Raw genomic sequence first — 21,534 nt, 5'->3', positions numbered from 1 at the left:
GATGTACGTGTCTTCACCCACGGATTCGATATCAAGCGGATAGGTCTTCATGGCGTCACCCGCTTGAACTCGACGACCCAGACCCATGGGTTGCTGTTCCATGAGTCACCTCCGTTTATGGATACCCACAACTCCCGCCAGGCGGCGAACGGATCGCACCAGTTGCCCGGGCCGGGCTCGTCTTTGAAGGGGTGGAAGTAATAGTCACCGTCACCGTGGTGGATGCGGTGGATGCCTTCAGCGACGTAGCGACTTTCGAACGTCGTCTCGCCTTCACCATCCTGCAGGCGCTCGACGCGCACGTCGGTTATCTCCAGCAGGATGCGACTGGCGATACGAGGCATGTGAATGCTCGGCTTCCAAGCGGAGCGATCATCCCCGCCGCCGTCATCGTCACCAGCCCATGTCGCTTCGCCGTCGGCACGGTAGATTACGTGACCCGAGTAATAGCCACGCCCGAAAGGCATTTCCCGGATCGGAGTGGCGTGGCGGTCAGGCGTCCAGTCGATCATGTTGCCGTGTTCGTCAAAGTCGTGGCTGATGACGCCCCAAGTCTCGCGCACCCACAGGCGTTCGCCGGGCTGGCCGTAGGGGCAGTGACTCTTGACGAAGTGCCTAGTCATTGGCGTGCCGTCCAAATCCTGCCCGTAGTTGTACTGCCCTACGCAAAAATTTCCGCTCGCATCGATATGCGGCTGCACTTTGAGCGCGCGGCGCGTGACTGACTTACGGCTTTCCAGGACGGCGCGCACCATCGGCGCCGAGAACAGGATCGGTCGTTCTTTTATCGCGGACACATGATCTCCTCGCCGCATACGCAGCAGGCAATAGGGATAGGGTGGGGCCGAACGGGCGGCGGGGTTACTGCGCTGGGTATAACTCTTCCAGAGCGGCGCGAAGCTCTTTGCGCCACCAGAAGTTGTGGCGGCCTTCGGGCTTCTCGCCGAACACGCAGCCTTCCAGCTCGGATTGCCCGTCGAGGAAAAGCCAGACTTCACGCAGGCGCTCCGGCAAAGCGACTGGGCGGGCTTGTGTTCGGAGCTGCTCCGAACATTGCGGGCTGACCTCCGAACATTGCGGCTGGCGGTAAAGCTTTCGAATTTCGTAGTGCTCGGGCTGGCATCGGTATGATTCCAGTGACTCGCCGCTGACATCTTCCCAGCAGCAGGATCCGTGGGAGCGAACCTGGTGCACCGGCTCATCCGCCACTGCGCGGACATCCTCGGGCAAACCAAGTCGTTCAGCGCGTTCAATGCGGCGTCGGTCGATGGCATCCAATGTGTCAGCGGCCTGCTTGAGCGTATCCGCCGCGGACTGGTGTAAGCGGACATCCTCGGTCGGGGCGGCGCGGGTGTTCCACTGCTCAACGGTGAACATCGCTCGGTTACCGCAGCTCACAGGTTGATTTTCGCACCAGACGTTATGCGCGCCGGGGAAACTGCTCACTTTGGCTTTTCCGCCGCAAAACGGGCACGGCAGCAGTTTGGCCTTATCACTCATCGCTGCCACCCTTCGCGGCTGCCCATCCGCAACTATCGCATTGAGTGTTAGGGTTTTGTTCTGCTTCTTGCACGGCTAAACAATCTTTGCATTCACCCTTCGCGGCTGGCGCGGATTGGTGGCGACCCAAGAAGTCTTCAAGGTCTTTCCCAAGAGGGCAGCTAGACGAAATACCATCAGACCATGCCGCACGCTTCAACAACTCCCGCGCCTTGGTCAGTTCGGATTCAAGATCATCAACTGGCTGATCCGCCACGCTCAAACGCTGCTGGAGTGCGGCGTTCTCGGCCTGCAGGCGTTCAGCTGTGGGGCCGTATGTCAGAAGCGCCTCCAAAAAACGGCTTACTATCACCGCTGGCTTATGACCTTTATCGGAGAAGAAGCCCCGCCCATGCGCTGGATGACTGATGCAGAATCCGCCGTCCGGAGTCCTTTCGATTTTCCAGCCACCTGGCGCGAAATTCGATTCATCCATTGCATCTGGCGGGCCGTATGCTTCAAGCAGAGCATCACCTTCCGGCGTGGTCTGCCAGAGCGCTGGACTGCGTTGAGCACGATCCAGAAGGCCGAGGTGAGTCAACGTGTCGAGCCAATCTCGACCGATATCGACGCCGTCGGCTTCGAAGTCATTGGCGCACTCTTCGAAGCGCTGCAGCTTGCTCATTACTTCTGCGGCGAATGGCGGCAGCTTCTTCAATTCCTGACTCATAACCCCTCCTGCGGATACGTGCCCACTTCGCCCTGGTCGGCGGCGTTGGCGGCTTGGATGATTTGGCGGCCGATCTCTCGGGCCTGCTTTGGCGTGATCGGTCCGAACGGTAGGAGCCTCAGGGCTATCACGGGCCCGTCGTCATCGAGGTTGAAAATCGTCGCCTCGACCTTGTGCTGAAAACTTGTCGCGAATGGCATGGCGATATCCCTGTAACCCATACAGGTTACTTTTCTAGATGTAACCTCTGGAGGTTACTGTGGGGTTGGTCAGGCGGCGACGAGCGCAGCAGCGGCCGGTTTGTGATTGGCGAGAAACACTGCCCGTGCAAATCCCGCTGGCGTAGCGCTTCGGAAGTTCGCTCGCTCGGGACCGGGAGGCGCCTTGTGGATTCGATCATCCGGAGAGCCCAGGCTTTCGTCAGTGAAGGGCGCCGGCATCACGAAGCCCCCCCCGGTCCACAGGCAAGTCTTTTTCGTGTACTGGTCGTCGGCGCAGAATCCTGAGAACTGCCACGGGTGAAACCAGTGGTCTGGCTTTCGCCAGAGGCTGCTGATCTGGCTGACCGGGTTCTCTGCGAACCACGGCGCGCCGGACAACTCGCCGATGATCTGACACTGCCAAACCACGTGCATGGCCTTGAACTGAACGGCCGGGTCGGCCTTGCGCTTCGCCTCGAACCATCGTGCACCACTTACAGCCAAGTCTGTGCACGGCGGGAACCCGGCCACGAACTCAACTTGGGCGGTGGCAACAGCCTCACGGATGATTCGCCATGATTCGGGGTGGTCGATAATGTGACCCACCTTCGTGATGGCGCCGTCGGTATGCACCCCTTCAGGGTGCTGCGGGTCAATCAGGATTGCTTCGTAACCGGCCTCGACCCATGGTTGCGCCATGACACCGGTGAGGTCGCACAGGAAGATCGCTATTTTTCTTTGGTGCATGGCAAGGCCTCGCCAGTGGCGTGATTCAAAGTTGGGAAGGGGGTTGTAGACGGACGGCTCGTTACCGACTGCGCAGCGGCCTACTCTCAAAGGGCACTGTTCAATAGGAGAGAGATGTCATGTCAAAAGGTGGAAGTGGTAAAAGCTCAAGTGGATCCGGTAAAGGCTCGGGTGGATCGTCCCGTCCTGCGTCCAGCCATCCAGGTCCTGGTGGAAACTGGCCAAGCACAACCGGCAAGGTTTCAGGCGACAACCGAGGGAATGCACAACCTGGTAAAAAATCCTGAGTCAGGCAGCTGGCGTGGCGTCGTGGAATACATCCATCTGCGCCGCACCATCCAGCCAGGCAGCGTCGATGCGCGCTCTGGCCATTGCCGCGTATTCAGGGTTGAGCTCACACAGGATCGACCGGCGGCCTTCCTGCATCGAAACCAGCGACGTGGTACCGGCACCGCCGAACGGGTCGAGCACCACACCGCCGCGCGGCGCGCCAGCCAGAATGCACGGCCTGATCAGGTCAGGTGGGAAGGTGGCGAAGTGGGCGCCCTTGAAACTTTGTGTGGCCACAGTCCAGACGCTGCGCTTGTTTCGCGTCAGCAGATCCCAGCTGCTCTGCTCCCTGTCTGGGCGGTGCGTGCCTTTGCTCTGACCTGGTATCGCCTGCTCACGCTTCGAACCTTCGCGTTGAAAACTGTCACGATTGCTTCTGGCTGACCCATCCTTGTGGAATGTTCCGTGTCCGCCTCCGCCGGTGGAGGTATCCCACCCGGCGGGTACAGTCACTCGCGGCTTCGGTACCGCGTCGAAGCCATGACCAAAGCCAACACCGGTTGGCGTCGGCCCGTATGCCGCCGGCTCCCGAATCGCCTGCATATCGCAGTGGTACCGGCGCGACTTGCTGAGCAGAAACAGGTATTCGTGCGCTTTAGTGCAGCGGTCCCGCGTCGACTCAGGCATAGGGTTCGGCTTGTGCCAGATGATGTCCTGGCGCAGAAACCAGCCATCGTCCTGCAGCGCGAAGGCTAGGCGCCAAGGCATGCCCATAAGATCCTTGGGCTTGTACTCGGCGTGCGTGGTCGCCTTGGCCTTCCGCTGACTCGCCATCACCTGCCGCTGACTGATCGTCGAGACACCGACGCCCATATCATCCCGCCCGTGCGCACCCCAGCTCCCCGCGTAACTGTCGCCCATGTTCACCCAGGCCGTGCCGTCATCGCGGAGTACTCGGCGCACTTCGCGGAAAACATCTACCAGACGCGCGATGAACTCGACGGGTGTTTCCTCCAAGCCGATCTGACCCTCGACCCCGTAGTCGCGCAGGCCGAAGTAGGGTGGGCTGGTCACGCAGGTATGAACTGACTTGTCCGGCAGCGTCCGCATCATCTCGATGCAGTCGCCGACCAGAATCTGGTGTTGCTGGCTCATGGTTCGATTCCATGCGGTTGGTAATGGCCTACGCTTACCTCTCCACAGGAAGGGAGAAGGTCATGAGCGAAGACAGGGAAAAGGCGTTGGCGCTGGCACTGAAAGCGGTACTCAGCGCCGCACGCAATCAAGGGCTCGATCTGGACGAGCTGTCAGAAGCGGCAGCCGATGAGCTTTTGAATTTAGAGGCCTACGAATCAGACTATCTGGCCATGGCCATCAATGAGATTGAGGTGGCGGCTGATTCGCTGGCGTGATTAGGCGGCTTTGTCTTCAACCTGCTGAGCGACAATCGCCTTGGCGGCGTGATTTATCAGGTACAGCCGATTGATCAGGCTTTCACGCGGCTTGTCGACCCTGATCTCCCAGTAATCGCACCCCAGCCCAAATTCGTCGTAGTTGCCGCTCATGAAAGAGAATGCTTCCTCGGTGCTGCCGATACAGGTGGCCTCTTCCAGTCGATCATTCAGACCGTCCCAGAAGTCATGTCCTTCCTCTCCGTAGCTGATCGAGTCATGCTTTGCCTCTACGAATTCGCAAAGCTCATCCCAGCGACCAGCTTCACCCGGACCGACGTCGTTGCGCATCCATTCGGGCAGCGCTGCGTACTCTTCGTCGCTACGTGTGCTTTCGCAGATCTGACTGCACACGCCATGCACCAGCGCCGCACGGAAGGCGTCTTCGTCAAACTCGCGCTCGCGACAGTGTCCTTCGAGTTTTGAGTGGATGTAGTAGCCGATATCTTTACCGGCCAGGAACTCGATGCCGTAGGAGAGGCCAACGCTGAAGGTAAGCCCGTCAATGTCACCGACAGTGGCAATGCCGAAGCGAGTCATAAGGATGTCGAATGCATAGTCGGTGCTGCCTGGCGCCTTGCAGCGCCACGCTTTCAGCTGCTCTGTGTCAGCCAGAACGGTGTATTCGTGGTCCTTCAAGCATTCCGCCGCACGCTCACGTCGCTTGGCCTCTTCGGCGTTGCGCTGTGCAATCCATTCCTGATTACGCTGTTCTTGGTTCATGGCAATGCTCCATGCGAAAGCCTCCGAAAGTTCGGTGGCGAATAGGTTGGTGGTGGGCTATACGTGGTGACCGGCATGGGGCCGGGTCAAGGAGTACGCTATGCCAGCGTGGTTTAAAGATACTGAAGGTAAGGTTTGGCAGTACGAAAACGTCGGAGAGATCAAAGAGCAGAACGGGAAGTATGTCGTTACTGACCCATACGGTAATCTGCTTGGGGCGCATCCGACCTTTGAAATTGAGGAGTTCTCTACGGTTACGCCTCTCCAACGAGTCAACGATTGACAGAAAGGATAATTTCGTCGCCAGGGTTGGACTTCAGTTCTGCCTTGGCTTTCTGAACATAATTACGCGCTAGTTCCGAAGTAATCACAAAAGCTAACGCGTCAGGCTTTCTCAAGCGCCGGGCCTGTTCTTCGTGCGGCATAGACAGGAACGACAGCGCCAGATCCTGCCAAAGCTCCTGCACCTGGCTGTAACCGTGCTCGTCCATGGCTTTGCTCATCGCAGAGCGCGTGCCGATCGGCACTTCGATAGGCATCTTCTCGATTCCCATCTTTTGCTTCGCCTCCGCTTGCCTCGCCCGGTACGCCGCCGAGTGTTTCGCGGCTGCTGTCTTTTCCATTGGATGCTTCTCCGAACTGTTGAGCTGGCAAGTCCAGCCAGGCTTGCCGACGTCGCTGGTGCACGCGGTTGTTGATCCTACGCATCAGGTAGGTTCCGCCAGAGTTATGTCGTGCTCTTTGGCAATTCGCCGGACAGTCCGGCTGTCGATGCCGACGGCGGTGGCGATTGCTGATGCGGTGCCGCCTTGGGCTGCCAGCTCACGGACGCGAGGCTCATGCCTGTCGCGCTTTGCCTTGAGGTTCTTCGGGTGGTTGCCGATTGCAGTGAACGGCACTTCGCCGCTTTTCCCGGCCGGAACCACTTCAATGCGGTGCCCGGTCGCAAGGTAGTGCTCGATCTGTGCCGACAGATGCGCGATGACCTGCTTGTGCTGGTCTGGCACGCTTTCGCCAATCATTGCAGAACCGCCTTTGACAGCGTGACCTTCACACCGTCAGCGCGTGCCTCAAGGGCCTGGGCGAAGTTGACAGCATCCTTCCAGTTAAAGCGGAAGCCGCGCACCTTTCCGGTGGCGATTTCCACGACGTGGTAGGCGCTGACGCCCTTGGCGACGACCTGGTAGCGAATCTTCTGCGCTGGTGGCTCTTTACCGATCATGGCGTAGAACTCCGCTGTGGCGATTTGAGCGCGAAGGGACATGGCTTTCAGGCCGTCCAGGCGCGATTGGATTTGTGGGTGCATGTCCTTTCCTCAGATGGTTGCGTGTATTCGTCAGCACTCTGACCACCCGCTGCTTGCCGTTGGGCGCAGGGGAGAGTGCTGGCGGGTAAACGCGGGGTGAAAAAAAGCCCGGTCGTGCCCGGGCTTTCGTGTTGCTGGTTCAATACACCTCTGTACGTGAACCTCTTCGCTCGGCGTTGCATGAGGCAAAGGCCGGCAGGCTGTCGTTTACATGGCTGCAAATCCTCCGTGTGGTGCGCGCCGTGGGAATGGCGGGCGCTCGCCTCGGTGCGGGTCAATTTCTCCAAGCTGACCATTCTTCACCTGATGCAGGTGGGCGGTTATGGGCCGCAGTTTCGTCCGCATCCCGCTGCCCACTCGTTGAATGGGCAGGAGTGATGCTTCACATATCGAAGTGGGGTTCTTCGCCGATGCGCTTCTTGCGCTCAGCTGCGAAAGACTCTGCTGCGTCAAATGCAGTTTTGGCCGCCAGTTCCGGGCGGACCTGTGGGTCGGAAGACAAAATGCCAACCAACGCTGCGGTCGCTACGGTGTGGATTTCTTGATGCTCATCGCGTGTCATGGGTGTTCCTCAGGTTGGGTTGATTTCCCGGATGGCACTCATCGAATGGCACCTGGTGAAATCCCGGCCTCGCTACTGGCGACAGGCCGGGGCATTGCGTCAGCGATGTGGGTGTTTCTGGTGCCTAATCCCCGCTGCTGATCACAGGTTTCGGTATCAGGGTGCGGCGGTGGGCTTCCCTGTTCATCTCGACTTGATCAGCAGCGTTGTCGTGATGGTCATCGGGCATATACAACATGCGACGTACAGCCCTGTGCCTGGGTGTTTGAATCGGCACATCGCATGAGGTCCGGCGCTCCCAGCCGAAGCTATTGGGCGCGCTAATTCTTCAAATCTTTTCCATTACCGCCGGAGTGGCGGGGCGCATCGCTTACCGGGTCATTCACGCGGTTCGGGCATTTCGCCCTTGATCAGCCGTCCAGGGTTTTCCCTGTCGTTGGCAGGCTTTCCTCGTTCGCCTGTCTGATCACCGGTCGCCGGTAGAGGCAATGCGGTCTGTTGATTTATCGCGCTTGTTTTTAAAGAGCGGCGGGGCGCCGCCCCTTCGCCGTGTTGTCGCTGGCGATGGGATTAAATTAACCGGCGGTTTCTGTAACGTCAATACCGGCGGTTAATTTATTTTTTAGGGAGGGAGGTTATGCTTCTTATCTGCTGGATGTTTATACAGTATTTTTTAGGAGGTGCTTATGGCAGTACAAGGAAAAATCGAGACGCCGCAGCCAACCCAGATTTCAGGCGTGGAGCGCTTAACTCTGAGGGTTTCCAGCATGATCAATCACCCTATCGCCCAGGAGCGAAAGTGGGCGACGATTCACCGCCTGGATACGGACGGTGATCGGGAGTGGGACGAGGTGATGGGGGTGCTTTCGGAAGTGGACGGTATTGAGATGACATTCAACAATGAAGACGGCTCGGTTCGCCTGAGCTGGGAGGCGCCCGATGATGAAGACCCACGCGTAGAGGCGCACGACGAGTTCGAATCCCTGGAGCCAGCGCCTTTCTAATACCCACAAAAAAGCCCGCTTGGTCGGCGGGCTTTTCAAGAATTAAGTACTACTTCATAAGGTGAGCAACACCAAACGAGATCGCGGCGAACAGCCCGGACATTCCTATGGCAGCGGTGATAAATTTCCAAGTCTGTTCCGTCATCGACTTGTGAAAGGATGTCGCTAGGTCTGATAGGTCGGCCTTTGTGGCGGTTGAGTCCAGCTTCAACTCGACGCGGATTAGCCTGACTTGAATTTCAGCCATGGTCGCCTCAAGCTTTTCAACGCGCCGTTCCAATTCGCTCCCTCCCGGGGGATTTCCGCCACCAGTATCGTCTCCCCCTCCAGAGTTGCCGTCAACACCTCTTCCCCACAAAGCCTTACGGATTATTTCGCCCATGGTTGAACGTCTCCAGCTAAGAACTCCCGTATCTTGTAAGTGGAGATCTGCGCCAAGTGCCCGCAATTTGGGCAATTCATTGCTATCGACGTGTGGGCTTCTCCCTTGGTGGATTCCATCTTGAAAAGCAGTAGGCGAGGATTCTCCTCATTGTCAGATTCCTCCTGCATGCTGATTTCCCACGCGCCCCTATGGTCGCAATGAGGGCATGAAGTGCTTCTTTTGCGGACATTCAAAAATTTGAAGAGGTCGCTTAGCCGTAATGGCTCCGAGGAGTCTTCATCGTTAACCACCGCTCCGCTGATTTTTCCGTAAACCTTATTCTGACTGCTCAACAAAAACTCCTCAGCATGCCTATGCTTTCCTTGCATTCCAAATTAGTAGAACCTTCGCGTGAATCGTCACGTCATCGATTCGAGCGGTCTGGTTCTCGTAGTGCTGGTTATCTGAGATCAACCGGTAGTGCTCTTCGTCCATGCGCATCACCCGCTTGATGTACAACTCCTTTCCCCACGTCAGGACGTAAACGCCATCCCCAACAAAGTCCTGGATGCCTTTGTCGACGATGACGAGGTCTTTGTCGTTGATCGTGCCGGCCATGCTGTCGCCCCAGCCGTTGATCATTCCCAGAGACGTCTTCGATGTGTAGGAAACGCCCTTTTCCCGCAGAATGTCCTCGCGTACCACCAGATTGCGCACGACTTCCTGATAGTCGGGCGGAACTTGGCCGGCCCCCATCGCGGCGCGAATGTCGTATTGAGGAATCACGATCTCTTCGTTGGTAGGCCTGAGGCTTGCCATGTTCGCCGGGATAACTCCCGGTGATCCATCGTCCGGTTCTTCCGCAGCGGCGACTATCCGCTCCCGAGCTTCGACCGTTAATCCTTTCACCTTGGACAACATCTGTTTTACCAGATCTGCCGTACTCCCCGAGGCCCTTAACGAGGGTTCCGTCGCTGTAGTGAGACCGTTTATTTCCTTTGATAGGCGGGGACTGAATTTATCAATCGGCTCGCCAATCATTCGGGAGAAAACCGCCGCGAATTTCGCATTCAGCGGGTTGGTCCCATTGAGATACATCGCCACAGCGGCGGCCGATATGTCGGCTTCTTCGGCGAGGCTGGCCTGGGTTAAACCGAGCGCGTTTTTCTTCGATACGAAAAGCGCCTTGGCGGCATCGCACTCAGCTTTCAACTCTGGAGACAACTCTTTCTTTTTGGTCATCCGTGAAATTTAACCGTTGGTTAAGTTATTTGCGCTAACCGCCGGTGTTGCTGAATTGCTAACCGCCGGTTAAGATCGTATGTACACATCAAGCTTGGTCGAGCAAAGAAATGAAGAAAACGCCCCTGCCAATGTTGGTCGAGAGGATGGGTCAGACCGCTGTCGCCAAGGCGCTGGGGGTCAGTTCTCCCGCTATCTCAAAAGCTCTACGAGCAGAACGCGACATCCAGGTAACTGAGCATGACGACGGGACCTTTACCGCTGAAGAAATTCGTCCGTTCCCATCCCAGAGCACCGCGGCCTGATTGCTGACTTGCTGGAAACATTCTGTAACGCGTGCTGGCACGCCGCCACATAAACAAATTTGAGGTTTTAGGAATGCAGGATTTTCTGAGGGCGTGTGACGCAGTCGTCGAGGACGCGGACACCAAGAATCTCGCCACGCTGATGAACATGCCAGCAGTGAGCCTGTTGCAGCGCGCGAACGCGAATTACGACGGCGCCTGGTTCAACGTGAAGCACCTGTACGCCCTGATGCTGCATACCGAAGACATGCGCCCGTTGGAAGCGCTGGCGGGGGAGTTCGGTTACGCAATCGTCAAGACCGAAGCGCCTGCAGCGGTTGATGTTCACCACGCCTTGAGCCGCGCTGCATTTGAGTTCGCCGAGGTGACCGTTGAGACCCACGCAGCTATGGCTGATGGCCGCATGGACCAGGTGGAGCGAGCGCGGATCCTGAGAGAGATCGATCACGCCGAGAAGGCTTTGGCCTTACTCAAGTCATCCGTAAAAGCCGCTGCCTGAATCGCAGGCACAAAAAAGCCGGGCTGCAACCCGGCTCTTTCAACAACACTTGTGAGGTCCGATTATGCACACCACGACCACCCAGAGCAAGAGCCCGCCTGATTCGTCAGTTTTGGCAGGGGTACGCAATATGTCGCGTCAGGTTATGTCGTCGCGCGAGATTGCGGACCTTACCGGAAAGCGCCACGACCATGTGATGCGTGACATTCGCCGCATGCTCGAAGAGCTTCAAATCACTGACCCCAGATTTGGGGGCAGCTACCGCGATGGCTCCGGCCGGTCACTTCCTTGCTTTTTTCTCGACCGCGATCTGACTGAAACGCTGATAACCGGCTACAGCATTCCGCTGCGCCATCGCGTGATAGTACGACTGCGAGAATTGGAAGATCACTTTTCCGAAGCTCCTCGCGTGCCAACGACATTGCCTGAGGCATTGCGCCTGGCTGCTGATCAGGCTGAAGAAAACCAGAAGCTGCACATGGTCATCCAGCAGCAAGCACCGAAGGTTGAGGCGCTAGAGCGGTTGGCGAACACCCAGGGTTCCCTGTGCATCACCGATGCGGCAAAGCACATCGGCATTCAGCCTCTGCAGGTGTTTGCCTGGATGAGCAAGAACCGCTGGATCTATCGCCGTAGCAGCTTTGCCAACTGGTCAGCGTTTCAGCCTCGCATCTCAAGCGGCCTGCTCGAGCACAAGCTGGTGAAGGTCAAAAATAACGAATCCGAAGAGCTGAAGATCGTCGAGCAGGTGATGGTTACCCGCCGAGGTCTTGTTGTGCTCGCTGAAAAGATCAATGGAGCTTCGCTGTGAGTGTTCAAGCAATGTCATGGGCCCTCGCACTGCCGAAGGCTTCCCTCGAAAACCCTGCTGCCCGGCATGTCCTGCTGTGCCTGGCCAACTACGCCGGTAGCGACGGTCGTGGCGCTTTCCCATCGGCGCTGACCCTGTCTGAAGACACAGGCCTGTCCGAGCGTACCGTTCGCCTGAAACTCGATGAGTTGGAGAAGGCCGGGTTCATCACCGAAGGCAATCAAGCAATCGCCGCGGCCTACATCGACCGTCGCGACCGCCGCCCGGTGGTGTATGACCTCCAGCTTAAACGGGGTGCAAATGCTGCACCCCGTAAGGAACGGGGTGCAGATAACCGCACGGGGTGCAGCTCACAGCAGAACGGGGTGCAGGAAAACGCAGAACGGGGTGCAGCAGCTGCACCCAATACACCACTTAACCATCAGGAAACCGAAGAGCAGCAGCTGCAGCGCGAATTGGCTGACGAGATTGCCCGGCAAGAGACCGCAGCCGCCGAATGCCCGGCGCCGAACCAACGCTTCGCCATGTTCCCCACTTGGGAGCCGAATGCCAAAGCCCTGTCCGACCAGATCGCTATTGCTGGTCTACCTGCCGACGCCGTTCCTGAAGCAGCCATCCGGGCGTTTAAGGGTTTCTTCGTCGCCAAACCGACGACCGTGGATTCGGCCGCGGGCTGGTGCTACCGACTGGTTCAGTGGATCAAGCGGGAGCGAGTGAAGGCGGCAGGGCAGGGGCAGACCCCTGATTTTGATGACACCAGTTGGGCTGAAAACCTCGGAGGTCTGTGATGCAGTCAGTGGCAAACATCATGCGGCAATTGCCCAACGTGGCTACCGCCGAAGCAGCCGTGCCAAAGATCGACGCCGGTACGGTTCAGGTGATCAACGCTCTCTTCCGCGAACTGATGGCGATCTTCCCAGCCTGGAAACAGGCCTGGCCGGATCAGGAAGCCATCGGCGCAGCCAAGGCCACATGGACCAAGGCGTTCATGGCCGAGAACATCACGAAGATTGAGCAGATCCGCTTTGGCATTGAGCAGTGCCGCAAGCTGGGCTCCGACTTCGCGCCGAGCGTGGGCAAGTTCATCAAGCTGTGCCAACCCACGCCGGAAATGCTGGGCATCCCTCCGCTGGAAAAGGCGTTCCGCGAGGCCTGCCGCAACGCACACCCAATGATGGCCGGGAAGGGCAAGTGGAGTCACAACGCGGTCTGGCACGCGGCGAAAGAGTGCGGATTCGAGCCATTGAACCGCCTAGAAACCTCGCTGGCGCTGAAGCTGTTCGAGCGCAACTACGTGATCACGATCCGTCGCATGGTTGAGGGCTTGCCGCTTCAGGCGATGCCGCTGGCTCTTCCCGCCAAGGCCGAAGCCAGGCGTACGCCTGAGATTGGGAATAAGGCGCTCGCTGAACTTCGCGCGCGCCGTGCCGCATTGCCTTCAGAAGAACCGACGCAGGGGTGCTGCTAATGGCCTTCACCGAGTCCCGGATTCAGCAACTACTTGCCGGACAGTCATCCACCGCCCGGAAGGTTTTCGAATATGTGCCCATCCAGCAGGCATGGAGTGCTCACGACATCCACTGCGCGGCTCTTGCAGTAAACGCAACTTCCGTATCTGTCCACGCAGTTCGTCGCGCTCTGGGCGAATTGAAAGATGCCGGAATCATTCGTGAGCCAGTAGGCAGCAAGTTTCAGCGCGACGCCGTAACCATAAAACTCAGGATCGAAACGCCCATGCCGAAGCAAGCTATCGAACTCGTTGTTACCACCAAGAAGCCGGAAATCAATGCGCTTGATGCGCTTGCGGGCCTGTCCTCAGAAGTTGTGGCCTTGGCCAATGATTTCAGCGCCCGAATGAAGGCTATGGCCTCTCGCATCGAGGAGGTAGCGCTTTCGGTCGAGGCTGAGCGCGAGGGTAGTTCCCAAGCTACCGCCAAGCTGAAACAGCTGCAGAGCCTGCTCAAGGAAATCGGGGGCGGTGCGTAATGCGCCATCCAATGTTGGCCTCGCCCACCAGCTGCGCATACCGGTTCGCTGTGTACAGCGGCGCTTACAAGTTCGACCTGACCGCTGAACCGGAACAGCCTCAGGCGCTGTTCGCCGATCAGGAAATTGCAAAGGCCTATGCCTCTGGCAAGTGGCCGACCACCTACGAAGTGATTGACCTCTGGGAGCCTTACCCATGAAGACCTTGCTTGCGCTGATCAGCGTGGCTCGCTGCGCCTGCTCACTGATGCAGTGCGCTTATTCGCACCAGGTGCCGCCGGCGGATTTCCAGTTCGGGGGTGTCCTGTGAGAAAGCAGACCAAGCTGACCAAGGCCGCGCGCGGCCGCGAATGCCAGATCCGCGTCCCGGGCGTGTGCAACGGCAACCCAGAAACGACGGTTCTGGCTCACTTCCGCATGGCGGGCACGCGCAGCGGGATGGGCATCAAACCAAACGACCTGCAGGCGGCTTGGGCATGCTCCGCTTGCCATGACGCCGTCGACGCGCGCAGCAAGACCGAGTTCAGTCATGAGGAGCTTCGCCGCATGCACCTCGAAGGCATCATTAGAACGCTCGATATCCTGGTAGCGGAAGGCAAGGTGGCGGCGTGACGGCGCTCAAACTCAAAACCTCCAAGCCAAGGGCAGTGCGGACACCGAGGGTCGATCGGGAGGGGCTGGAGCAGGCCGCGTTGCTCGCTGAGCTCAAGGCGCGTCATCCCGAAGCCTGGGAGCACATCCACCACGTTCCGAACGGTGGCCAGCGGCACAAGGCTGTCGCCGCGAAGCTCAAGGCCCAAGGCGTAAAGGCGGGTATCCCTGATCTGGTTCTGACCATGGCCCGTGGCGGCTATTTCGGCCTGTATCTGGAGTTCAAAGCCACGCCGCCGAACGACGCGCCGGTATCTCCCAGCCAGCACGCCTGCATTCGCCGCCTGAACGAGCAGGGCTATCTCGCCATCGTGTGCCGTGGCCACTTCGACGCCATGGAGCACATCCGGGCATACCTCCTACTTCCGAAAACCGTGGTGGCCGCATGAGCAAGACAGGCATCGTTTCATTCTCTGACGCCGAGATCCGCCGGCAAGCCGCGACCGGCGAATTCGAATCCCTTCGCGATCCTCGCCACCCAGGGCTGTACCTGCGCTTCAGTCTCAATCGCGAGCGCGCCACCTGGTATCTGGTGACCAAGAAGAAATGGAACAAGGTCGGCGGCTATCCGGCGCTGAGCTTCAAGGCGCTGGCGGGCGTCATGCCTCAAATCCATGCACGACTTGCCGCCGATCCTGCTGCATCCGCTGCCGCTGGCACCCTGCAAACGGTCGGTGAGTTGCTCGACTGGTACTCGGAACGGCAGTCCCGCGACCGTAGCCTCTCGGACAAGCGGCGGACGTCGGCCAAGTCCGCTATCCATTGCCACCTCAAGCCACGCCTCGCAGACATGCAGATCGGTGACGTGTCGCGCGCGACCATTGACCGCGAGGCCATGTGGCCCATGCAGGAAGAGCTATCTCTGTCCTACGTGCGGCTGATGTGGGGCGTGCTGGTCGTGGCGTTCAAGCAGGCCGAGAAGCTCAAGCTGATCGCCACCAACCCAATTGCAGGGTTCCGGTTCACCGACTTCACCAAGGCGAAAATCAAGCCGAAGACCTCGAGGCTGCGCGGCGTGCAAATCGAGGCGCTGGTCGAATCGTTCGCCGGCGGCTTCGATCATGAACCGGCCGACAACATGCTGGCGCTGATGATGCTCTGCCATGGCACGCGTGTTGGCGAGACCCGACAGGCCCGCTGGTCGCATATCACGATCGCTGATGGTGGTGAGTGGTTTCTGCCCGCCGAGAACACGAAGACCCGGTGCGAGCACAGTCTTCCGCTGACCGGCCAGGTGGTGGCCCTGTTGAAGCGCTACCGCGAGTGGCAGACATCGAGGGGCTATCAGGGCACCTACCTATTCCCGAGCAAGGGTGGCCGCCCGATGACCGAGGGTCAAGCCTGCGCCGTGTTCACCAGACTGGGGCAGGGCGAGTGGACGAGCCACGACCTGCGCAAGCTGGCGCGCACGGCTTGGACTGATCTGGGCGTCGACTACCTCATCGGCGAGATGCTGGTGAACCACACGCTTACTCGCAACGTGCAGACCTACATCCACACCCATGCCGAACAGCTCAAGCGCGAGGCGTTGGAGAAGTGGCATCAGCGATTGGACGAATGCGGCTTTGCCCTGATTCATGGTTGGAAAGACGACAGAAGCGGAAATTCGCATATCCGTGCGCAGGCCAGCAACGACGCGGCCTCTAGCGTTTCCCAGAATCCGTAAAAGGCGAGGTTTCAAAATGACGAATTACCACGCTGTTGCCTGTTTGGCCTGCTCCGGAATAGGAGATGTTGGAGGCAATTCGGCCAGCTTCAAAAACTCATTCACCGAGCTGAAGGTTTGTGGTCGCTGTGGGAGTCGGTCCGGATGGCGCGACACCGTCGTCGTTTGGGTGCCGGCTTGGAAGTGGCTAAACCCTCTGACCTGGGGGCGCGGCGAGTGGATCGAGTGAACGGTATGAAGAAGAGCCACGGCCCGGACTTTCGCCGCCAACTCAAGCCGCTGATGGAGTGCGGCGTCTGTCGCGGTGCTGGCTGCACCAAGGGTGTCTTCTTCCACATCGACTGCGAGGCCTGCAACGCTTCCGGCTGGATCTGCCAGGCAACCGGTGAGGCACTGCCGCTTGAAGAGTTGGTGCCTCAGTTGAGCATGAGACTTCGCAATGTCACCGCCCAGTTGTCCAGGACGAGGCAGGCACAGGGTGGTGCCCACGAACAATACGAACAGAACAACCAGTGCGGCGCCGGGCGCACGAATTTCACAGGGGATTGAGCATGGTGACTCGAATTTTCAACCAGAACAACTTGGTGGTAACCGAGCAGGAAGCCAAGGTGGTGGGCCTGCTAGCCGAGGCTTGGAACGAGTTCTTGAAGCTTCCAACTGAGCATCCGATGGCGAAGCAAGAATTCTGCTCAGCCATTCACGCCTGCCAGGAAAAGGTGTTAGCCCGCGTTGGGCTTCGCGCAATTAATGCTCCACATGGGGACCAGCCATGAAGATGATTGAACGTACTGTCGAAGATCTGCTCGAGCATTGGGGCCGCTGGGTCGTGCTGGGCTCGGGTGTCTCCTGCTGTGCATCCCGCGAGAACGATATCGCCACGCCGATGATTACCGACGACCAGGCCTTGCTGATGGATCGCCTGGTCGGCCGCCTGCGCAGTCGCTATGAAGAAGCGGGCAACGTGATCATCAAGTACTACACCTCCCGCGACACATCCTTGATGGTGGTGGGTAAGAAAATGGGCTTCGGCGAAGAGAAGACCAGACAGCTTTGGAAGGCTGGAATAGCTTGGATTGATGGAGCCTTGGAAATTCGCCGCGAGGCTGCTTGACAGCCCCGGTCCTGATCTATAGATTTCGCATTACTTTGCGGTTTTTCCGCGAGCAAAGCCCAACCTCAAGAGTTGGGCTTTTTGCTTTCTACAGTTCACAGAGCCTCGGCATTTGCCGGGGCTTTTTCGTTTTCGGCCCCGCCACACCCATCGCCCCGAGCTGGGAGTGCTGCGGGGCCGATTTATTCCTGCTCCCCCAAGGGGAGGACAGTCGGATCTACAACATGCCTGAGAAAAATCCTGAATTCTGGGCGCAGGTCTGGCTCGTCCTCAGTACTCCGCTCTGGCAAGGAGCGATCATGGCCACAACCATATCCCTATTGCGCGTTATCTACGAAGGCAAAGAAGCCAACAAAGGGCGCGTGATACTGGAAGCGTTGATCTGCGGTGCATTGAGCCTTTCGGCCAGCAGCGTAATTGAATGGGTGGCGTGGCCTTCCAGTCTGTCTGTTGCCGCTGGTGGCGCCATTGGCTTCATTGGAGTGACCGTGATCAGGGAGTTCATTATCAAGTTCATCGGCCGCAAGGTGGACACGCAATGAAAGCAATCGCCGCTGCATTGATAATCGCCTTGGTTGCGCTGTTGCTCGTTGGTATCCAACAGTACCGCGTGATTGCCTTGCGCGGAGAGGTCGCGATTGAGACCAAAGCGAAAACCGATGCGCTCGCAGCAAACCTTGAAAGCCAGGCAACGATAACTACGTTGCGGGCAGAGGCTACAAGGAACGCTGCCTATCAGGCCGATCTGAGCAGCCGGCTCAAGGCGAGCGAACAGAAAGCCCTGAAGGCGAGGAAAGACTTTGAAGACCTCAAGCGTAAAAGCCCGGCTGTTCGCAAGTGGGCTGATCAGCCTTTGCCTGACGGCCTGCGGGGCAAACCCGCCAGCACCGGTAAAGACAACAACGGTAAGGCTCGAACCCCCTGAGCTGGTGCCGTGCGAGCGCATCAGCGAAAGCGATGATGACTTGGCACTGAATGGCGACCTGTGGGCATTGAAGGATCGGGCAGTGAACCTGCTCGACACCTGCGCCGACCAGGTAGACGCCCAGATCCAACGCAGCAAGACCAAATAGGTATTCGGCCGTGATCAGGATCGACGCGCAGCCGGACATTGAGGCCTTATCCAAAGGGCTTCGACTCCTGGGAGACAAGCAGCTGCCGTTTGCGCTGGCATTGACTGCGACCAAGCTGGCTCAACGAGTGAAGGCGGGTGAGTTGGACGTCATGCGTCAGCGGCTCGACCGGCCAACACCGACCACCATGAACAGCCTGTATGTGAAGGTGGCCAAGAAGAACAACCCAGAGGCCCGCGCATTCTTCAAGGATGCATGGACTTCTGGCGTGCCTGCCGATACCTACCTGCAGCAAGCGGTCAAGGGTGGACGCCGGCCACACAAGCGCTTCGAAAAGGCGCTGATTGCCAAGGGGCTGATGAAAAGCAGCCAGTACGCAATACCTTCACCGTCCGCCGCCAATCAGTTCGGCAACGTGTCTCGTGGTGTGGTGCTCAAGATTCTTTCCGCATTGGGCGCCGCTGAAACGAGTAGTGGCTTCCAAGCCAATGCGAGCGGCAGCAAGCGGAGCAAGAGAAAGGGCAACCAGCAGCGTTACTTCGCTGGTGTAGTGGATGGCGAGTCCGGTATCTGGGAGCGCAAGAAGACTGCGTTCGGCGATGGAGTGAAGCCTGTCTTCATCTTCAGTGATCGCGAGCCCAACTATCGAACCATCATTCCGTTCTACAAGATCGCTGACAACATCGTGAAGGCCAACTACATGGCCGAGTTCACGAGCGCTCTCGACTTCGCCCTCGCCACCGCGAAGGCCTGAAAATGCACCGGTCTGGTGCGGGCAGGGGCGGGGCACCCCCCCTTTGGGTCCTTCCCAGCCCCTGGGCCGGTTGCGGGTAATTCGGGCCCCGCCCATCAAACATGTATGACCTTTTTTCAGAGGTTGGTTGTTGTTTAATCATGGCCAAAAACGAAACAACCAAGCAGCGCGGATGGTTGAACAAATCCGACATGGCTTCGAGCCTGGGGATTTCTCCGCAAGCCTTTGACAAATGGGGAGTTAGCCCCGTCGCGCGCATCGGTCGTGAGGCGTTTTACACGGTAGAAATAGTCGTGCAAAACCGCGTTGAACACGCGACACGCAAACAACAACCGGCGGGTGGTGACGGCGCAGACGTCGACGCGTTGGTGGAATACAAACTGCTCGCCGAGCGGTTGAGGCTCACCGCAGCCCAAGCCGACGCTCAGGAGAAGAAGAACCTGGTGCAGGACAAGCAGCTGGTGCCTGTCCCTTTCGCAGCATTCGCTCTCGCAAAGATCGCTGCTCAGATCGGTTCCAAGCTGGACACAGTCGGCAAGACAGTCAGCAGGCGTCACCCAGAAGTTGATCCACGGATTGTTGAATCGGTGGAGCGGGAAATCGCGCTTGCTCGAAACATTGCTGCCAGCTTTGGTGAGCAACTTCCGGAATTATTAGATGAGTACGTTGAGTCCGTGGCTGAGTGATCTTCGCAAGTCGATCAAGCTCGGACTTCAAGCGCTTTACAAGGAACCTCCGCAGACCGCTGTCGAGTGGGCCGACGCCAACTTCTACATGTCGGCTGAGTCCTCCTACAACGAGGGCAAGTGGACGACCGACCCGTTCCAAGTGGCCATCCTCAACGCGATGGGCAACGATCTAATCGCGGTCGTGAACTTCATCAAGTCTGCCCGGATCGGTTACACCAAGCTGCTGATGGCGAACATCGGCTACAAGATCCATCACAAGCGCCGCAACGTGATGATGTGGAGCCCGACGGATCCCGACGCTGAGGACATCAGCAAGAGCCACGTCAGCGGGATGATCCGCGACGTACCGCTGCTGGGCGAGTTGGCCCCATGGTTCGGGCGAAAGCACAGCGACAACACGCTCAATCAGAAGATCTTTTCCAACCGCAGAACGCTGTGGATTCGCGGCGGCAAGGCCTCGCGCAACTACCGCGAGAAGTCGGCGGACGAGGTGATCTACGACGAGCTGTCGAACTTCGACGAAAGCGTCGAGGGCGAGGGTGCGCCGATTACCCTGGGCGACAAGCGTCTCAACGGTGCGACGTATCCGAAATCGATTCGCGGCTCAACGCCCAAGCGTGTCGGCTCCTGCCAGATCACCAAAGCGGTCGAGGAGTCGCCGTACCTGCTCCGCTTTCACATCGATTGCCCGCACTGCCGCCAAGAGCAAACGCTCAAGTGGGGCGGGAAGGATGTGGAATTTGGACTGAAGTGGGAAAAGAACGCGCTGGGCGAGGCTGAAAAGGCCTGGTACGTCTGTGAGCACAACGCCTGCGTGATCTGGCACCAAGAGATGGTCGAGTCATCGAAGACGGGGCGCTGGATCTGTGATCACACAGGCATCTGGACGCGCGACGGAATGGATTGGTTCGGCGCTGATGATGAAGTCATCCGCACGCCGCGCTCGGTAAGCTTCAGCATCTGGGCCATCTACAGCACCTGGAGCACTTGGCTCAGCCTCGTTGAGGAATGGCTGAAGATCAAAGGTGATGTGTCGAAGCTCATCACCTTCATGAACACCACCCGCGGCGAAACATGGGACGACGACCAAGGCGAAAAGCTTGACTCCGAAGTTCTCTACGGGCGCCGCGAGGTCTATCCGACAGTCCCGAATCTGGGCCTTGTTCTCGTCGGTGGGGTCGACACTCAGGACGACCGATACGAAGGCAGGGTCTGGGCATTCGGCCAGGGCGAGGAGTGCTGGCTGGTTCACCGCTTCATTCTGATGGGTGACCCCGCAAGCGAAGAGCTTCGCCGCAAGGTAGGCCTTGAGCTGCACCGGCAGTTTGCTCGAGCCGACGGAACCATCATGAAGGTGGAGCGCTGGACGTGGGACGCCGGCGGACACTATGCCGACGAGGTTTACGCAGAAAGCCGGAAGCACGGCGTGCATTGGGTTATCCCGATTCGCGGTGCGACCGTATACGGCAAACCCATCGCCAACTTCCCGCGCACGAAGAACAAAGTTCACAAGGTCTTCCTGACCGAAATTGGTACCGACAACGCCAAGGAGCTGCTGTACAGCCGCATGGCCTTGCCGATCGACACCTCTCGATCACAGGCCGGTGTCGCTCAACCTGGTGTTGTTCACTTGCCCGCAAATGACGCGGTTTGCGACGAATCGGAGGTGAAGCAACTGACCTCTGAACGCAAGAAGGCGGCTATTTCAAAAGGCAAGCGGGTCATGAAATGGGACAACAACCATCGCCGAAACGAGGCGCTCGACTGCTTTGTGTATGCGCTCGCCGCGCTGCGCATTTGTCAGCAGCGTTTCGGGTTGGATCTGGACCTGCTGATTCCGGCAATCAGTGGAGGGGCTGAGCCGGAGGCGGAACGCCCACGCAAAAAATCATCTCACTGGAAATAGACCCG

At 58.4% G+C, this 21,534-nt stretch carries 35 protein-coding genes; 22 read left to right on the top strand and 13 right to left on the bottom strand.

Translation table 11 applies throughout. The annotated features are described in order from the left end of the window. Positions 1-47 precede the first annotated feature (47 nt). From BLS87_RS24410 to BLS87_RS24385, 6 genes are all read right to left on the bottom strand, one after another. Entirely contained in the window at positions 48-797 is a 750-nt protein-coding gene (locus BLS87_RS24410) for a hypothetical protein (protein ID WP_083370750.1), read from the bottom strand. A gap of 64 nt (positions 798-861) precedes the next feature. Then, positions 862-1,500, bottom strand: a complete 639-nt coding sequence (locus BLS87_RS24405) for a hypothetical protein (RefSeq protein WP_074756517.1) — start codon at positions 1,498-1,500, stop codon at positions 862-864. Next, positions 1,493-2,209, bottom strand: a complete 717-nt coding sequence (locus tag BLS87_RS24400; protein WP_074756515.1) for a hypothetical protein — start codon at positions 2,207-2,209, stop codon at positions 1,493-1,495. Before BLS87_RS24400 ends, BLS87_RS24405 begins: the two co-directional genes overlap by 8 nt. Beyond that, positions 2,206-2,409 carry a hypothetical protein gene (locus BLS87_RS24395; RefSeq protein ID WP_143024473.1) on the bottom strand — a complete coding sequence of 68 codons (204 nt, stop codon included), beginning with the start codon at positions 2,407-2,409 and terminating at the stop codon, positions 2,206-2,208. Before BLS87_RS24395 ends, BLS87_RS24400 begins: the two co-directional genes overlap by 4 nt. A gap of 69 nt (positions 2,410-2,478) precedes the next feature. Continuing rightward, positions 2,479-3,156 carry a hypothetical protein gene (locus tag BLS87_RS24390; protein ID WP_074756511.1) on the bottom strand — a complete coding sequence of 226 codons (678 nt, stop codon included), beginning with the start codon at positions 3,154-3,156 and terminating at the stop codon, positions 2,479-2,481. A 288-nt stretch (positions 3,157-3,444) separates the two neighbouring features. After that, the gene (locus BLS87_RS24385) at positions 3,445-4,581 is read right to left on the bottom strand and encodes a DNA-methyltransferase (RefSeq protein WP_074756509.1); all 1,137 of its coding nucleotides are present in this window, start codon (positions 4,579-4,581) and stop codon (positions 3,445-3,447) included. A 62-nt stretch (positions 4,582-4,643) separates the two neighbouring features. Between BLS87_RS24385 and BLS87_RS24380 the strand changes: the two genes are divergently transcribed. Then, positions 4,644-4,838, top strand: coding sequence for a hypothetical protein (locus BLS87_RS24380; RefSeq protein WP_074756507.1), 195 nt, complete (start codon positions 4,644-4,646; stop codon positions 4,836-4,838). Here BLS87_RS24380 and BLS87_RS24375 read toward each other — a convergent pair whose 3' ends face one another. Then, complete coding sequence (locus tag BLS87_RS24375) at positions 4,839-5,600, bottom strand: hypothetical protein (RefSeq protein WP_074756505.1); 762 nt, start codon at positions 5,598-5,600, stop codon at positions 4,839-4,841. Positions 5,601-5,700: 100 nt separating this feature from the next. Between BLS87_RS24375 and BLS87_RS24370 the strand changes: the two genes are divergently transcribed. After that, the gene (locus tag BLS87_RS24370) at positions 5,701-5,883 is read left to right on the top strand and encodes a hypothetical protein (protein ID WP_074756503.1); all 183 of its coding nucleotides are present in this window, start codon (positions 5,701-5,703) and stop codon (positions 5,881-5,883) included. Here BLS87_RS24370 and BLS87_RS24365 read toward each other — a convergent pair. The 4 genes from BLS87_RS24365 to BLS87_RS24350 all read right to left on the bottom strand — a co-directional run bounded on the left by BLS87_RS24365 (position 5,873) and on the right by BLS87_RS24350 (position 7,468). Next, positions 5,873-6,223 (bottom strand): hypothetical protein, encoded by a 351-nt coding sequence (locus BLS87_RS24365; protein WP_074756501.1) that lies wholly within the window; start codon positions 6,221-6,223, stop codon positions 5,873-5,875. The genes BLS87_RS24370 and BLS87_RS24365 overlap by 11 nt on opposite strands. Positions 6,224-6,307: 84 nt before the next feature. Beyond that, positions 6,308-6,622 (bottom strand): hypothetical protein, encoded by a 315-nt coding sequence (locus BLS87_RS24360; RefSeq protein ID WP_074756499.1) that lies wholly within the window; start codon positions 6,620-6,622, stop codon positions 6,308-6,310. Then, complete coding sequence (locus BLS87_RS24355) at positions 6,619-6,906, bottom strand: hypothetical protein (protein ID WP_074756497.1); 288 nt, start codon at positions 6,904-6,906, stop codon at positions 6,619-6,621. The genes BLS87_RS24360 and BLS87_RS24355 overlap by 4 nt, the downstream gene beginning before the upstream one ends. Positions 6,907-7,288: 382 nt before the next feature. Continuing rightward, positions 7,289-7,468 (bottom strand): hypothetical protein, encoded by a 180-nt coding sequence (locus BLS87_RS24350; RefSeq protein ID WP_074756495.1) that lies wholly within the window; start codon positions 7,466-7,468, stop codon positions 7,289-7,291. Between the two features lie 686 nt (positions 7,469-8,154). Here BLS87_RS24350 and BLS87_RS24345 point away from each other — a divergent pair. Beyond that, a complete protein-coding gene (locus BLS87_RS24345) occupies positions 8,155-8,472 on the top strand; it encodes a DUF1654 domain-containing protein (protein ID WP_074756493.1) in 318 nt (105 codons plus the stop codon). 49 nt (positions 8,473-8,521) lie between these two features. On the opposite strand, the gene BLS87_RS24340 is transcribed toward BLS87_RS24345, so the two are convergent. Both BLS87_RS24340 and BLS87_RS24330 read right to left on the bottom strand, forming a co-directional pair. Continuing rightward, the gene (locus BLS87_RS24340) at positions 8,522-8,854 is read right to left on the bottom strand and encodes a hypothetical protein (protein WP_074756491.1); all 333 of its coding nucleotides are present in this window, start codon (positions 8,852-8,854) and stop codon (positions 8,522-8,524) included. Between the two features lie 354 nt (positions 8,855-9,208). Further along, on the bottom strand, positions 9,209-10,078 hold the full coding sequence (locus BLS87_RS24330) for a LexA family transcriptional regulator (RefSeq protein ID WP_074756487.1): 870 nt from the start codon (positions 10,076-10,078) through the stop codon (positions 9,209-9,211). A 110-nt stretch (positions 10,079-10,188) separates the two neighbouring features. Here BLS87_RS24330 and BLS87_RS24325 point away from each other — a divergent pair, with 110 nt between their 5' ends. The 19 genes from BLS87_RS24325 (at position 10,189) to BLS87_RS24240 (ending at position 21,529) form a co-directional block, all read left to right on the top strand. Continuing rightward, entirely contained in the window at positions 10,189-10,383 is a 195-nt protein-coding gene (locus BLS87_RS24325; protein WP_074756485.1) for a Cro/CI family transcriptional regulator, read from the top strand. Between the two features lie 73 nt (positions 10,384-10,456). Beyond that, positions 10,457-10,882: a phage regulatory CII family protein gene (locus BLS87_RS24320; RefSeq protein WP_074756483.1), complete on the top strand. Its 426-nt coding sequence runs from the start codon at positions 10,457-10,459 to the stop codon at positions 10,880-10,882. A gap of 64 nt (positions 10,883-10,946) precedes the next feature. Beyond that, on the top strand, positions 10,947-11,693 hold the full coding sequence (locus tag BLS87_RS24315) for a phage regulatory protein/antirepressor Ant (RefSeq protein WP_244165895.1): 747 nt from the start codon (positions 10,947-10,949) through the stop codon (positions 11,691-11,693). 11 nt (positions 11,694-11,704) lie between these two features. Continuing rightward, positions 11,705-12,481: a helix-turn-helix domain-containing protein gene (locus BLS87_RS24310; RefSeq protein ID WP_074756481.1), complete on the top strand. Its 777-nt coding sequence runs from the start codon at positions 11,705-11,707 to the stop codon at positions 12,479-12,481. Then, positions 12,481-13,161, top strand: coding sequence for a replication protein P (locus tag BLS87_RS24305; protein ID WP_074756479.1), 681 nt, complete (start codon positions 12,481-12,483; stop codon positions 13,159-13,161). The genes BLS87_RS24310 and BLS87_RS24305 overlap by 1 nt, the downstream gene beginning before the upstream one ends. Next, positions 13,161-13,679 (top strand): hypothetical protein, encoded by a 519-nt coding sequence (locus BLS87_RS24300; RefSeq protein WP_074756477.1) that lies wholly within the window; start codon positions 13,161-13,163, stop codon positions 13,677-13,679. Before BLS87_RS24305 ends, BLS87_RS24300 begins: the two co-directional genes overlap by 1 nt. Further along, positions 13,679-13,879, top strand: coding sequence for a hypothetical protein (locus BLS87_RS24295; protein ID WP_074756475.1), 201 nt, complete (start codon positions 13,679-13,681; stop codon positions 13,877-13,879). Before BLS87_RS24300 ends, BLS87_RS24295 begins: the two co-directional genes overlap by 1 nt. Positions 13,880-13,985: 106 nt before the next feature. After that, complete coding sequence (locus BLS87_RS24290) at positions 13,986-14,291, top strand: DUF1364 domain-containing protein (protein WP_074756473.1); 306 nt, start codon at positions 13,986-13,988, stop codon at positions 14,289-14,291. Continuing rightward, positions 14,288-14,719 (top strand): VRR-NUC domain-containing protein, encoded by a 432-nt coding sequence (locus BLS87_RS24285; protein ID WP_074756471.1) that lies wholly within the window; start codon positions 14,288-14,290, stop codon positions 14,717-14,719. Before BLS87_RS24290 ends, BLS87_RS24285 begins: the two co-directional genes overlap by 4 nt. Then, on the top strand, positions 14,716-15,996 hold the full coding sequence (locus BLS87_RS24280; protein ID WP_074756469.1) for a tyrosine-type recombinase/integrase: 1,281 nt from the start codon (positions 14,716-14,718) through the stop codon (positions 15,994-15,996). The genes BLS87_RS24285 and BLS87_RS24280 overlap by 4 nt, the downstream gene beginning before the upstream one ends. A 234-nt stretch (positions 15,997-16,230) precedes the next feature. Continuing rightward, complete coding sequence (locus tag BLS87_RS24275; RefSeq protein ID WP_074756467.1) at positions 16,231-16,545, top strand: hypothetical protein; 315 nt, start codon at positions 16,231-16,233, stop codon at positions 16,543-16,545. 2 nt (positions 16,546-16,547) lie between these two features. Continuing rightward, positions 16,548-16,769, top strand: a complete 222-nt coding sequence (locus BLS87_RS24270) for a hypothetical protein (protein WP_074756465.1) — start codon at positions 16,548-16,550, stop codon at positions 16,767-16,769. Further along, positions 16,766-17,107 (top strand): antiterminator Q family protein, encoded by a 342-nt coding sequence (locus BLS87_RS24265; protein ID WP_074756463.1) that lies wholly within the window; start codon positions 16,766-16,768, stop codon positions 17,105-17,107. The genes BLS87_RS24270 and BLS87_RS24265 overlap by 4 nt, the downstream gene beginning before the upstream one ends. Before the next feature lie 224 nt (positions 17,108-17,331). Further along, a complete protein-coding gene (locus BLS87_RS24260) occupies positions 17,332-17,649 on the top strand; it encodes a phage holin, lambda family (RefSeq protein WP_074756539.1) in 318 nt (105 codons plus the stop codon). After that, positions 17,646-18,032, top strand: coding sequence for a hypothetical protein (locus BLS87_RS24255; RefSeq protein WP_074756461.1), 387 nt, complete (start codon positions 17,646-17,648; stop codon positions 18,030-18,032). Before BLS87_RS24260 ends, BLS87_RS24255 begins: the two co-directional genes overlap by 4 nt. Continuing rightward, the gene (gene lysC, locus BLS87_RS34750; protein ID WP_244165897.1) at positions 17,935-18,180 is read left to right on the top strand and encodes an Rz1-like lysis system protein LysC; all 246 of its coding nucleotides are present in this window, start codon (positions 17,935-17,937) and stop codon (positions 18,178-18,180) included. Before BLS87_RS24255 ends, lysC begins: the two co-directional genes overlap by 98 nt. 10 nt (positions 18,181-18,190) lie before the next feature. After that, complete coding sequence (locus BLS87_RS24250) at positions 18,191-18,934, top strand: hypothetical protein (RefSeq protein WP_074756459.1); 744 nt, start codon at positions 18,191-18,193, stop codon at positions 18,932-18,934. Positions 18,935-19,074: 140 nt separating this feature from the next. Then, a complete protein-coding gene (locus tag BLS87_RS24245; protein ID WP_074756458.1) occupies positions 19,075-19,620 on the top strand; it encodes a terminase small subunit in 546 nt (181 codons plus the stop codon). Continuing rightward, positions 19,592-21,529, top strand: a complete 1,938-nt coding sequence (locus tag BLS87_RS24240) for a phage terminase large subunit family protein (RefSeq protein ID WP_074756456.1) — start codon at positions 19,592-19,594, stop codon at positions 21,527-21,529. The genes BLS87_RS24245 and BLS87_RS24240 overlap by 29 nt, the downstream gene beginning before the upstream one ends. Positions 21,530-21,534: the final 5 nt, after the last annotated feature.

Source organism: Pseudomonas abietaniphila (assembly GCF_900100795.1).
Lineage (GTDB): Bacteria > Pseudomonadota > Gammaproteobacteria > Pseudomonadales > Pseudomonadaceae > Aquipseudomonas > Aquipseudomonas abietaniphila.
This window is presented reverse-complemented; position numbering and strand designations above follow the sequence as displayed.